Source organism: Streptomyces sp. NPDC054956 (genome assembly GCF_053609185.1).
Map to the genome: position 1 here is coordinate 1 of NZ_JBSGXB010000250.1, position 11,591 is coordinate 11,591.

The 11,591-nt window shown below is 72.5% G+C and carries 17 protein-coding genes; 7 read left to right on the plus strand and 10 right to left on the minus strand.

What is annotated here, in order from left to right:
* Positions 1–3: 3 nt before the first annotated feature.
* On the minus strand, positions 4–618 hold the full coding sequence (locus ACWGDE_RS29295; protein ID WP_453392042.1) for an RraA family protein: 615 nt from the start codon (positions 616–618) through the stop codon (positions 4–6).
* Positions 619–698: 80 nt separating this feature from the next.
* Between ACWGDE_RS29295 and ACWGDE_RS29300 the strand changes: the two genes are divergently transcribed.
* Positions 699–1,109, plus strand: a complete 411-nt coding sequence (locus ACWGDE_RS29300; RefSeq protein WP_453392043.1) for a hypothetical protein — start codon at positions 699–701, stop codon at positions 1,107–1,109.
* 41 nt (positions 1,110–1,150) lie between these two features.
* Here the strand turns inward: ACWGDE_RS29300 and cynS are convergent, their stop codons facing one another.
* Together cynS and ACWGDE_RS29310 are read right to left on the minus strand one after the other, a co-directional pair.
* Positions 1,151–1,621, minus strand: a complete 471-nt coding sequence (gene cynS / locus ACWGDE_RS29305; protein ID WP_453392044.1) for a cyanase — start codon at positions 1,619–1,621, stop codon at positions 1,151–1,153.
* Positions 1,622–1,708: 87 nt separating this feature from the next.
* Entirely contained in the window at positions 1,709–2,368 is a 660-nt protein-coding gene (locus tag ACWGDE_RS29310) for a carbonic anhydrase (protein WP_453392045.1), read from the minus strand.
* 124 nt (positions 2,369–2,492) lie between these two features.
* On the opposite strand from ACWGDE_RS29310, the gene cynR reads away from it, so the two are divergent.
* Complete coding sequence (cynR, locus tag ACWGDE_RS29315) at positions 2,493–3,389, plus strand: transcriptional regulator CynR (protein WP_453392046.1); 897 nt, start codon at positions 2,493–2,495, stop codon at positions 3,387–3,389.
* A 15-nt stretch (positions 3,390–3,404) separates the two neighbouring features.
* Here cynR and ACWGDE_RS29320 read toward each other — a convergent pair whose 3' ends face one another.
* Together ACWGDE_RS29320 and ACWGDE_RS29325 are read right to left on the minus strand one after the other, a co-directional pair.
* Positions 3,405–4,946 carry a hypothetical protein gene (locus ACWGDE_RS29320; protein WP_453392047.1) on the minus strand — a complete coding sequence of 514 codons (1,542 nt, stop codon included), beginning with the start codon at positions 4,944–4,946 and terminating at the stop codon, positions 3,405–3,407.
* 88 nt (positions 4,947–5,034) lie between these two features.
* Positions 5,035–6,216: a S8 family peptidase gene (locus ACWGDE_RS29325; protein ID WP_453392048.1), complete on the minus strand. Its 1,182-nt coding sequence runs from the start codon at positions 6,214–6,216 to the stop codon at positions 5,035–5,037.
* A 364-nt stretch (positions 6,217–6,580) separates the two neighbouring features.
* On the opposite strand from ACWGDE_RS29325, the gene ACWGDE_RS29330 reads away from it, so the two are divergent.
* The gene (locus ACWGDE_RS29330; RefSeq protein WP_453392049.1) at positions 6,581–6,916 is read left to right on the plus strand and encodes a protease inhibitor I9 family protein; all 336 of its coding nucleotides are present in this window, start codon (positions 6,581–6,583) and stop codon (positions 6,914–6,916) included.
* A 28-nt stretch (positions 6,917–6,944) separates the two neighbouring features.
* On the opposite strand, the gene ACWGDE_RS29335 is transcribed toward ACWGDE_RS29330, so the two are convergent.
* The 5 genes from ACWGDE_RS29335 to rpmB form a co-directional block, all read right to left on the minus strand.
* A complete protein-coding gene (locus ACWGDE_RS29335; protein WP_453392050.1) occupies positions 6,945–7,259 on the minus strand; it encodes a heavy-metal-associated domain-containing protein in 315 nt (104 codons plus the stop codon).
* Positions 7,256–8,416, minus strand: a complete 1,161-nt coding sequence (locus tag ACWGDE_RS29340; protein WP_453392051.1) for an urease accessory protein UreH domain-containing protein — start codon at positions 8,414–8,416, stop codon at positions 7,256–7,258. Before ACWGDE_RS29340 ends, ACWGDE_RS29335 begins: the two co-directional genes overlap by 4 nt.
* Before the next feature lie 125 nt (positions 8,417–8,541).
* The gene (locus tag ACWGDE_RS29345) at positions 8,542–9,018 is read right to left on the minus strand and encodes a hypothetical protein (RefSeq protein ID WP_453392052.1); all 477 of its coding nucleotides are present in this window, start codon (positions 9,016–9,018) and stop codon (positions 8,542–8,544) included.
* A 113-nt stretch (positions 9,019–9,131) separates the two neighbouring features.
* Positions 9,132–9,437, minus strand: a complete 306-nt coding sequence (gene rpsN, locus ACWGDE_RS29350; protein WP_453392053.1) for a 30S ribosomal protein S14 — start codon at positions 9,435–9,437, stop codon at positions 9,132–9,134.
* Positions 9,437–9,673 (minus strand): 50S ribosomal protein L28, encoded by a 237-nt coding sequence (gene rpmB, locus ACWGDE_RS29355; RefSeq protein WP_453392054.1) that lies wholly within the window; start codon positions 9,671–9,673, stop codon positions 9,437–9,439. The genes rpsN and rpmB overlap by 1 nt, the downstream gene beginning before the upstream one ends.
* A gap of 71 nt (positions 9,674–9,744) precedes the next feature.
* On the opposite strand from rpmB, the gene rpmG reads away from it, so the two are divergent.
* From rpmG to rpsR, 4 genes are all read left to right on the plus strand, one after another.
* Positions 9,745–9,909 carry a 50S ribosomal protein L33 gene (gene rpmG / locus ACWGDE_RS29360; RefSeq protein ID WP_390791200.1) on the plus strand — a complete coding sequence of 55 codons (165 nt, stop codon included), beginning with the start codon at positions 9,745–9,747 and terminating at the stop codon, positions 9,907–9,909.
* A 37-nt stretch (positions 9,910–9,946) separates the two neighbouring features.
* Positions 9,947–10,204, plus strand: a complete 258-nt coding sequence (locus tag ACWGDE_RS29365) for a type B 50S ribosomal protein L31 (protein WP_453392055.1) — start codon at positions 9,947–9,949, stop codon at positions 10,202–10,204.
* Positions 10,201–11,343, plus strand: a complete 1,143-nt coding sequence (locus ACWGDE_RS29370) for a CobW family GTP-binding protein (RefSeq protein WP_453392056.1) — start codon at positions 10,201–10,203, stop codon at positions 11,341–11,343. Before ACWGDE_RS29365 ends, ACWGDE_RS29370 begins: the two co-directional genes overlap by 4 nt.
* 20 nt (positions 11,344–11,363) lie before the next feature.
* Positions 11,364–11,591, plus strand: a 228-nt coding sequence (gene rpsR, locus ACWGDE_RS29375) for a 30S ribosomal protein S18 (protein WP_453392057.1), incomplete at its 3' end; no start/stop codon positions are given.

Here is an 11,591-nt window from a genome sequence, read left to right on the forward strand (position 1 = left end):
GGGTCAGCCGGTGAAGCCCAGGTCGTTCAGCGCCTTCTCGATCCGGGAGCGGTGCTGCTCCTCCCAGTCGTCCAGGGATTCCTCGGCCTCCTTGGCCACCTTGGCCCGCGCGGCGAGCAGGATCTCCTCCTGGCGGGCGGCGGGCGTGACGACGATGCCCTCCTCGTCGGCGACCACGATGTCGCCCGGGTGCACGGTCACTCCGCCGACCCGGACCGGCACGCCGAGCGAGCCGATCCCCTTCTTCGTCCCCGGGATCGGGATGACACCGCGCGAGAACACGGGGAAGCCCGCTTCGCGCACCTCGCGGAGGTCACGGATGACCCCGTCGACCACGAAGGCGGCGATGCCCCGGCGCTGGGCGACGGCGCACACGTTGCCGCCGGCCAGGGCGTAGTCCACGTCGCCCGACTCCACGACGACGACCGATCCGGGCTCCGCGCGGTAGATGGCGGCGTGCAGCATCAGGTTGTCACCGGGCTCGCAGCGCACGGTGTACGCCGGGCCGGCGACGCGGGGCGAGTCCCACAGCGGGCGGATCCCGATGTCCATGACCTGCTCGCGGCCGAGGAGGTCGGCGAGGGTGGTGGGCGGGACGTCCTTGTATGCGCTGTTCACATCTGACCCTTCTCGTCGGACCGCGATCGTAAAGCACGGCGGCACCGCGCCACGCAGTCGGGCTCTGTCACCCTGGGACCATGGACGCACCCTCCCGCGGCGCCTGGCTGCGCGCCGGAATCAGCCGTGACGGCGGCCCGCTCCTGGAGACCGGGCACATCGTGTGGCTCCAGTCCGGCACCTTCTACGCGGACAGCCGCGGGTTCGCCGGGACGACCTCCTACCAGGACGGGCAGGTCACCTTCCACCACGACGTCGGCGAGCCCGGCCACGACGTGGGAACCCTGCGCGCAGACGGCTCCCGCATGATCGAGACCGGCACCAACCTCGACGGCGGCACCTTCCTCGAGGTCTGGACACCGCTGCCCGGCAGCGGCGGCCCGGACGGGTCCTGGACCGCCGCCGGCACCCAGACCGTGCGGGTGGGAAGCCACGTCGTCCACGTGGACGCCGAGGGCCGCGGGACGCACTTCGTCCTCACGGAGGACTGACCCGGGCCGGGCGGGCGCCGGGCGCTGGGCGCCGTGGGGGCTCAGAACGGCTTGGTCGGGAGGTACTTGCCGTCCAGGGTGATGACCGCGCGCTCGCCGCCGTCGGGGTCGGCGACCTTCTTGACGTCCAGCTTGAAGTTGATCGCGCTGATGATGCCGTCGCCGAACTCCTCGTGGACCAGGGCCTTCAGCGTGGTCCCGTACACCTGGAGCATCTCGTGGAACCGGTAGATGGTCGGGTCGGTCGGCACCGAGCCGGGGATGGACCCGCGGGTCGGGATGGTCTGGAGCAGCAGCGCCGCGTCCTCGTCCAGGCCCAGGATCCCGGCCGCCGCCTCGGCGGCGTCGGCGGGCAGGGGGTGCTGGCCGAGCAGGGCCGCCGTGACGAAGGCGACCGACAGGCCGGTGGGCTCGGCGATCTGCCGCCAGGTGAGGTCCCTGCGGGTCTTGGCCTCGACGGCCGCGAGGGCGAGGTTCTGGCGGGCCGTGGGGTCGAACTGGGCGTGCACCATGAGAGGTTTCCTTCTCTTAACGTACTGACGGGGGGAGGTACTGCGGACCGGCGGGAGGGGCCGTGGCCCGAGGGGGGCCGGGACGGGTCAGACCGCGAGGACGGCCCGGCGGCCGACGGCGGCGAGTTCGCCGACTCCGGCGACTCCGGCGACCATGCCGGTCGGGGCCACTTCGGCGACCGCGCCGGTGGGGATGTCGTAGACCCAGCCGTGCAGGGTGAGCGCACCGCCGGCCAGGGCGCGGGCCACCGAGGGGTGGGTGGCCAGGTTGGCGAGCTGCGCGGCGACGTTGTCCCGCACCAGCGCGCCCACCCTGTCCTCGGAGCCGGCGCCGGCGGGGGCGGGAGCCGTACCGGACCGCACGGCGTCCGCGTTGCGGAGCCAGCCGGCGACGGCGGGCAGGGCGGCGAGGTCGTGACCGTCGGCCAGGGCGGTCATGGCGCCGCAGGCGGAGTGCCCGCAGACCACGATGTCGCTCACGCCCAGGACCGCGACGGCGTACTCGATGCTGGCAGCGACCCCGTCGGAGCCGGTGGCGTAGGCGGGGACGAGGTTGCCCGCGGTGCGGATGACGAACAGCTCGCCCGGCTCGCGCTGGGTGATCAGCTCCGGTACGACGCGGGCGTCCGAGCAGCCGATGAACAGCGTCGTCGGACGGTGCGTGGTCGCCAGGTGGGCGAAGAGCTCCGCCTTGGCCGGGAAGACGTCCTGCTGAAAGCGTGCGACGCCCTCGGTGAGGTCATGCATGGTCACTCCCTTCGGTGGGGGCCGGCCCCATGAGGTCGACGTGTTCCACCATGCATGACCTGCACTCATAGAGTCCAAGTCATGATTTCCATGACTCCTATCACTCTCATCTATAGTCGGTCTCATGGCACCGGAACTCCGTCATCTGCGCTATCTGCTCGCCGTGGCCGAGCACGCGAGCTTCACCCGCGCCGCCGAGGAGCTGCACGTCTCGCAGCCCACGCTGTCCCAGCAGATCAAGCAGCTCGAACGGTCGGTGGGGGTCCAGCTGCTGGACCGTACGGGCCGTACGGTGCGGCTCACCGACGCCGGCGAGGTCTACGCCCGCCACGCACGCCGCGCGCTACGGGACCTGGCCGCCGCCGAACGCGCCGTCCTCGACGTCCAGGACCTCTCGGCCGGCACCCTGCGGCTCGCGATGACCCCCACCTTCACCGCGTACCTGATCGGCCCGCTGACCGCACTCCTGCACGCCCAACACCCGGGAATCGCCCTGGACATCAAGGAACTGACGCAGAACCAGATCGAGAGCGCGCTCCTGACCGACGCCCTGGACCTGGGCATCGCCTTCAGCGGCACCCACCTGCCCGGCATCACCGGCATCGACCTGTTCACCGAGACCCTCGGCCTCGTCGTGGGCACCCCCCACCCCCACGCGGGACGCACCGAGCCGCTCCCGCTGGACGGGCTCGCCGATCAGCCGCTGGCCCTGCTCAGCGGCGATTTCGTCACCCGCGGCCACATCGACGCCCACTTCGCCGCACACCACGTACGACCCCGCATCGCGGTGGAGGCCAACTCGATCAACGCCCTCACCGAGATCGTCCAGCGCACACCGCTCGCGACCGTCCTCCCCGACGCCCTCACCCACACCCACCCCCACCTCCACCCGGTCCCCCTGACCCCGCCCCTCCCCCCACGCACCGTCACCCTCCTCCGCCGCGAGTCCACGTACCAGAGCGCAGCGGCCCGCGCCTTCACCGCCCTGACCCGCACCTGGTCGGCGACCGCCGGAGGCTGAGCCGGCCTAGCCGGCCTAGCCGGACTTCAGGCGGCGGATGAGTTCCTCCGAGACCCGGCGTTGCAGGTCGGCCAGTTGGTCGGGGGTGTAGGCGCCGAGGTCTCCCGGGGCCGTCGGGGTCTCGGGCTTCTGTTTCTGCTTCTCCTGTTCCCTGCGCTGGAGTTCGCGTTCCTCCGGGGAGCCGGGGGCCGCGTACGCGCAGCGGATCAGGGCGCCGTCGGCGGCCTTCAGGCAGGTGGCCTCGCGGCCGTCCACCTGGCCCCTGCCCTCCACCCGGTAGCGGATGTTCTGCTCGCTGCCGACCGTGGCGGTCCACGTGCTGCCGCCGGTGGGCACGACCTCGAACACCCGGTCGTCGTTGTAGCAGCAGACGTCCCGGTACTCGGCCTTGATCAGTGCGACGAGCGCCTTCGGCGAGGACCAGGTCGGACTGAGCCGGTGGACGGTCATCGGGGCGAGCTTGCCGCCCTGGTGGCGCGTCGGCACCGTCGACACGGCCACGACCGAGCTGGCCGACCCCTGCGGGGTGAGCGGGGTGACGTACGCGCTCCGCCCGCTCGCGTCGCCGTACTGCAGGGTGAACTCCGACTCGTTGCCCTGGTTGGCGCCGTCCTCGGACTCGTCCCAGCCGCTGCGCTCGAACCACCAGTCGGCGAAGCTGCCCACCGCCGCGGTCCCCTCGCGCTGCCGGGCGGCGAGGCTCAGCGGATAGGACGGGCCCGGCACCGCGGCCGTGTCGGCCGTGATCGTGAGCTTTCCGGTCCGCCCGTCGTAGAGCGCGAGTCCGGCCGGCCGTTCGGTCACCACCCAGGTCCCGGTCTGACGCTTCAGCGGGACGACGACGATGGGCGTCTCCCCCGAGCAGGTCACGTAGGCGTCGCCGGGCTCGAAGCGCAGCCAGCGCTTCTTCGCCGAGATCTTCCGGCCGAGGTTGTGGCTGAACCAGCCGCCGATCCGCGCGTCCGCCACATCCACGTCGAACGAACACCGCTGCTGCGTACGGCTGTTGCCGCCGAGCGGAATGTCCTGCACGAGGCCGACCTCGTATCCGGACAGCCAGCCTCGCCGTTCGACCAGGGTCGCGAACCGGTCCGAGTCCGGCAGGTAGGTGATGTCGGAGATCTCGCCGGTGACGTCGCCCAGGTGCGGGGCGGCCTGCGCCTTGCCGACCACGTAGGGCGCCCGGGCCGACAGCTCGGGCACCGCCTCGGTCACGATCCGCACGTCGTGCATGTACTCCCGGTCCTGGAGGTACGCGCCGTACACCAGCCACCAGACCGCGACGCCCAGCCCGAGGACTGCGCACAGCCATCCGAAGGCCGCCGCACCACCGCCACCGCCGCCGCCACGGCCCGCGACCGCGTCGCGCCGCTTCCCGCGGAGCCGTTTCACCAGCAGCCAGAGCACCGTGACGATGCCGGCCCACAGCAGGGGCGCGGCGAGCCAGGAGAAGATCTTGCGCAGCTCCCAGACCACGATGGTCGTGAAGTACGAGGCGTACCAGAGGAACAGGCCCGCCAGAACTACGAACAGCCCCACCCGCAGTGCCCGACCCATCCGCGCCCCCCGACGTCAGCTTGCCGGAGTGTGTACCCCGTCCCGGGACGGGTCAGTCCCGGGACGGGGTACGGGGTGGTCCGAGCGGTCAGAGCCCGCCGGTGAACAGGAGCCGGTTCGGGCTGCTCTTGCTGACGCTGTTCAGTACGTCCTTGGTGGACTCGCTGTCGATGAACTCGGCGACCTCCGACGGCTCCGCCGACGGATGCGCCGTCTTGTAGAGGGCGGCGACCCCCGCCACGTGCGGGGCGGCCATGGAGGTGCCGTTCAGGGCGACGGAGCCGCCGCCGAGCTTCGCCGAGACGATGGCCTGGCCGGGCGCGTAGACGGAGACGCACCGGCCGTAGTTGGAGAAGTCGGTCTCCTCGTCCCACTGGTTGCTCGCCGCCACCGTCAGCACCCTGCTCGCCGAGGCCGGGGAGACGTTGCAGGCGTCGATCGAGGAGTTGCCCGCCGCGATGACCGGCAGCACACCCGCGTCGGACACCGCGTCCGCGGCGTTGTTCACGGCATCGGACTTGTCCCCTCCGAGGGAGCCGTTCAGCACGGCCGGCTGCTTGGCGTTCTTGGCCACCCAGTCCAGGCCGGCGATGATCCCCGAGAGCTCCCCGGCACCGTCACAGCCGAGCACGCGGACGCTGACCAGGCTGACCTTGCGCGCCACCCCGTACGTCCTGCCGCCGAGCGTGCCGGCCACGTGCGTGCCGTGGCCGTTGCAGTCCTGCCCCTTCGCCAGGGCGTCGACGGCGTCGTAACCGAAGGTGGCGCGCCCGCCGAACTCGTCGTGGGCGTAGTCGATGCCGGTGTCGAGGACGTACGCGGTCACGCCCGCGCCGTTGCCCTCCGTGGAGAAATTGTTGTCGAGCGGCAGCTGCTTCTGGTCGATCCGGTCCAGTCCCCAGGAGGAGGACGGGGCCCGGGTACCGGCCGTGGAGGCCGGCATCGGCGCGGACTGCACCTTGGCGTCCTGCTCGACCGACTTCACGCCCAGGCTGTTGCGGACGATCGTCAGCTGGAGCGGGGTCAGCTGCACCGCGAAACCGTTCATCGCGGAGCTGTAGACGAACGACGGCTTCAGGTCCATCCTCTGTGCGGCCTTGGCGGCGTCCACCCCCTTCTCCAGGGTCACGATGTACTTGCCGGGCACCGCGTTCGCGGAGGTGTACAGGGGCGCCGGGGTCGGCTCCGGGGCCGCGGCGGAGGCCGTACCGGCCGCGACCGGGGTCACGGTGATGAGGGCGGCGGTGGCCAGACGTGCGAGCAGGCGCATGGACAGAACTCCCTGAGGGGGTGGAAGGTCGGCATGGGTGAGCGCCCCCGTCACGGCTGCCGCCGCCGCGGGGGCGGCCCCCGTTCCATCGGTGCCGCCCCGGCGCGGCTTGAACCACCGGCACCACCTGGCCGATCGTCCGGCACCCCGGGCGGGACCCCCTGTCGCACAAACTGCAGAAAGGGTTGTCCCGCTGCGCGGTCAGGGCCGCGTCCGCGTAGGGACGGCCCCGCGACGGCCCCGGCGAGATCACCCGTACGGCCCGCCACCTAGCCGGGGGGCGCACGGCTGGTGCGCTCCCCGTGCCCCCGCCACACCCGTGGACGTCTTTGACCGGCCCCGCCGGGCGTGATGGCCTCGGCGCATGCGCAACCGTCTGAGCCGGACCCTGCCCGTGGCCGTCGCCGTACTGGCCGCCGTCACCGCACTGCCCGGCTACGCGGCAGCCGCCGCCGTACCCGAGCCCGTACCCCGCACGGCCGCCGACGTCCACACCACGTACATCGTCACCGTGCGGGAGGACCTCAACCCGGCCGAGGTGGCGCGGATGGCCGGCGTCACCCCGGTCCACGTCTACCGCACCGCCCTGCACGGTTTCGCGGCCCGGCTGAGCCCCGGCCAGGTCGCGGCCCTGCACGCGATGCCGGGCGTGGAGTCCATCGAGGAGGACGGCCGCACCATCGGCTTCGGCGCCTTCTAGCCCCTCCAACGCGGCCAGGTGCGGCCGGTCAGCCGGCCGGCCGGGCGGTGTACTCCCCCGCCGCCCGGACGGCGGCGACCAGAGCCGCCGGATCCACGACGGCGTCCGCCTCCAGGACCACGACGGTGCGTCCGGCACGCACATCGGTACGGGCGGAGCGCACGCCGGGGAGTTCCTCCAGCTCGTCGTCGATGAGGAGCCCGCAGGAGGTGCAGTGCATGCCCTCGACGAGGAGCGTCACCCGTGGCCCGCCGGATGCGGTGCCGGCACCGGCACCGGCACCGCTCCCGACGTCTCCCCCGGGCTCGGCCTTGCCCCTGACCCTGCGGCTGAACAACTTCACTGGAGCTCCTTCTTGAACTCGATGGCGCCGCTCTGCATGCCCATGGCGCACGAGAAGCGCAGGATGCCGGGACCGCGGGTGCCCAGGTCGATCTCGGTGTCGCCGTCACGCTTGACGATCTCCTGGACACCGAGCTCGGGGATGGTGAAGGCCCGGGCACAGCCACCCGAGTCCTTGCCGTGCAGGACCAGCGTCGTGGGTACGCCGGCCTTCGCCGTGAACCGCGTGGGGACGTAGAAGTCGGTGACCGTCAAGGTGACGATCTGCTTCCCGGAGGCGTCGGTGACGACCGGGGCACGATCCCCCGCCTGCCCTCCCGCTCCGGCGTCGTACACGGGATCGTTCTCCGGGACCCCCTGGACCACGAACGGCCCGCTCGCGGCCGCCTTCTCGTCCTTCGTGGTGAAGGTGACCCAGCCGCCCGCCTGGAGCGCGGACGCCATGGTCCACACGGCCACGGCCAGCACGACGACGCCGGTGAGCGCGGCCAGCCGGCCCGACAGGGCCTGGCTGCCGCGCCGGAACAGGTAGCCGAGCAGCGCGAAGAGCGGTGACGTCCCGAGTACGAACCCGGCCATGACCGCCGCGCCCGCCACGGCCGAGCCGGACGTGATCGCCAGCAGCTCCATCGACAGCGTCACCCCGCACGGCACCAGCACGGTGGCGAAGCCGATCAGCGCGGGCGTGACGGCGGAGTCGGTCTTCGTACTGCGGCGCAGCAGACGGCCGAAGGACGCGGGCGGCCGGGGAACCAGCCGGCCCACCCCCCTGACCCCGAAGAGGTCCAGGGCGAAGAGCACCATCAGCAGTCCGGCGGCCAGCATCAGCACGGCCTGGGCGCGCGGGCCGGGCCGCACCGCACTGCCGAAGACGCCGAGCAGGACACCGAGCAGGGTGTGGGACAGCAACTTCCCGACGAGGAAGGCCCCGACCGGCGCCAGGGGCGCGGCCGGCTCGACGGCCGGCACGGCCTTCCGGGAGGACGTACGGGTGGAACCGCTCCGGGTGGAGCCGTTCCGGGCGGAACTCCGGGCGGAGGTGAGGCGGCGGGTCACCGCGCCGGCCAGCAGGCCCCCTTGGACGGCGGCGCACGAAGCACCACCGGCGAGCAGACCGGTGCTCGCACCGGTGATCAACAAGGCTACGGACGACGGCATGCGTCGTTGCTCCAGTTCTGCGACGACGGCACGCACACACGGGAATCCGGGCGCGCCGAGGCGGACATGGGGAACGCGGCGTCCCGTGAGGGCCCTGGCGGGGATGCCTCACGAGCGGCGGTCCGTCACGTCCGTGACACGCACAACCGGTGGAGATCAGGAGGATCCGCCGTCCCGGGCGGGGCGTTGGGCTCCGCGTCCGGGGGCGCGGGAGCGGCCCGGTCCGTCACGAGCAGCGCGAGGAGCGGAGCAGGACCCGCCGGGCCTCCCTGGGCGAGGACGGCCCGCGCCGTCGCGCAATGCTCCGTGGGCGTCGGGCAGTCGGTGCTGTGACCCGCCGTTCCCACGGCGGCCGCGTCCTCGACGGCCGTACCCACAGCGGCCGGTTCCACAGCGCCCGTTCCCCTGGCGGCCGGCCCGGCGGAGTGTCCTCCGGCGGCGGTCACACCCATGTCCATGTCCATGCCCATGTCCATCGACCCCGGCATGGCCATCGCCCTCGCCATCGCGGGACGGGCCAGCCCCGTCAGGCAGAGCAGGAGCGCGCACACCAGAAGCGCCCCGGACCACGTCCGGAGCGGCGGCGGGAGGCGTCGCGACATGCGCGACATGCTAGGACACGGCCCACGGCTCGCACGCCCCGGCCCTCCGCCGACGAGCGGAGGGCCGGGAACCGCGGGGTCGACGGCCGCGCCGGGTCACCCCGCGGGCAGGGCTACCAGGAGGATTTGGTGACTCCGGGCAGGAAGCCGGCGTGGGCCTGTTCGCGCATCCGGACGCGGGAGAGTCCGAACTTCCGGAGGTGTCCGCGGGGGCGACCGTCCACGGCGTCCCGGTTGCGCACCCGGGTCGCGCTGGCGTCGCGGGGCTGCTTGCGCAGCTCCGCCAGAGCGGTGGCTCGCTCGGCCTCCGTCGAGGACGGGCGCCGCACGAGGTCCTTCAGCTCGGCCCGCCGGGCGGCGTACCGCTCGACGACCGCCTTGCGCCTCTCGTTCCGCGCGATCTTGCTCTTCTTCGCCATCAGACCTTCACCCCCCGGGCCCTGATCCGGGCCACGGCCGCCTCGACGCCGATCACGTCGACGGTCTTGATCGCCTTCGCGCTCAGGGTCAGGCGTACGAAGCGGCCCTCGCCGGCCAGCCAGTAGCGCTTGCGCTGGATGTTGGGGTCGAAGCGGCGGGAGGTGCGCCGGTGCGAGTGGGAGATGTTGTTGCCGAACCCCGGCTGGGCTCCGGTCAGCTGACAGTGGGCGGACATGGCGTGCCACCAGCCCCTCTCTGGACGGAATCAGTTATTGGAAATGATTTCCATTCCCGTATAGTAGCGGCATGGCACGCAACGAAGTACGCCCGATCGTCAAGCTCCGCTCCACGGCCGGCACCGGCCACACCTACGTCACCCGCAAGAACCGCCGGAACGACCCGGACCGGCTGGTGCTGCGCAAGTTCGACCCGGTGGTCCGCCGGCACGTGGACTTCCGCGAAGAACGCTGACCCGCCCGCCGCCCGCCCCTGCCCGAAGGACACCGACATGAAGCCCGGAATCCACCCCGCCTACGGCCCCGTCGTCTTCCGCGACAAGGCCGCCGACTTCGCCTTCCTCACCCGCTCCACGGCCGCCGGCGAACAGCACGCCAGGACGATCGAATGGGAGGACGGCAACACCTACCCCGTCATCGACGTCGAGATCTCCTCGGCGAGCCACCCCTTCTACACGGGCACGGCCCGGGTCCTGGACACCGCCGGCCGCGTCGAACGCTTCGAGCGCCGCTACGGGAGCACGGCATGACCCTGCCCGTCGTCATCGTGGGCGGGCTCCACTCCGAGGCCCGCAAGGAGGTGGTCGAACAGCTGCTGCGCACCGTGCCGGACAGCGTCGCGGTCCACCACGACCTGGCCACGGCAGCCGCGGGCACGGTCCTGCGCCTGGTGCGCGACGCTTCCGGCGAGCTGTCCCGCGGCGAGGCCCCGCTGGTCAACGACTGCGCCTGCTGCGCGCTGCGCGAGGACCTCGTGCCCGAGCTGGAGCGGCTGGCCCACGGCGGCACGACCCGGCTGGCCGTGGTCGAGCTCTGGGACTCGGTCGAGCCCCGGGCGATGGCCGAGGTCGTGGTCGCGCACGGCGCCGGCGCGCTCGAGCTCACCGGGGTGATCACCGCGGTCGACCCGGCCCTCGTCCTGCCCTACCTCGTCAACGGCGACGACCTGGCGGACGTGGGTCTCGCCGCGGCCGCGACGGACCGGCGGACCGTCGGGGACACCTGGGCGCGGCAGTTGGAGTACGCGCCCGTACTCGCCCTCGTCGACAGCGCGGATGCGGACGACGAGGACCACGCCCTGCTCGCCCAGCTCCATCCGACCGCCCGCCGGGTGCCGGCCGGATCCCTGGAGCTGGCCCGGGCCGCCCTCGCCGGCTTCGACGTGGAGGCGGCGGCCGCCGCGCAGCACCCCGCTTGCGCGTTGCTGCCGCAGGAGGCGGAGGAAGCGGGGGTCACCACCTTCGTCTGGCGCCGCCACCGCCCGTTCCATCCCGAAAGGCTCTACGAGGCCCTGGAAGACCTCTGCTGCGTCGCCGCCCGCAGCCGCGGCCGGTTCTGGCTCGCCGACCGGCCCGACACCCTGCTGGCCTGGGACGCCGCGGGCGGTGCCCTGTGCGTGGAGAACGCCGGACCCTGGCTGGCCTCCCTCCCGGACGCCGCCTGGGAGTTGGTCCCGCCGGTGCGCAGGGCGGCCGCCGCCCTCGACTGGCACCCCGAGCACGGCGACTGCTGCCAGCACCTGGTCTTCACCTCACCCGCCCTCGACCGTCAGGGCCTGGCACGGCTCCTCGAGTCCTGCCTGCTCACCGACGCCGAGTACGCGGCGGGGCGGGAGGCGTGGAAGACGCTTCCCGCCGCCTTCGACACCCTCCTCGACCCCGTTTCCTGACCGACCCGCAAGGAATCCTCATGGCCCGTCGCCAAGTCCCCCACAAGCCGCTGAAGTCCCGCCCCAATCCGCTGGACGCGGCGAAGATCACCTACATCGACTACAAGGACACCGATCTGCTGCGGAAGTTCGTCTCCGACCGCGGGAAGATCCGCGGCCGCCGGGTCACCCGCGTCACGGCCCAGCAGCAGCGCCGCCTCGCCCGAGCGATCAAGAACGCCCGGGAGATGGCCCTGCTGCCCTACGGC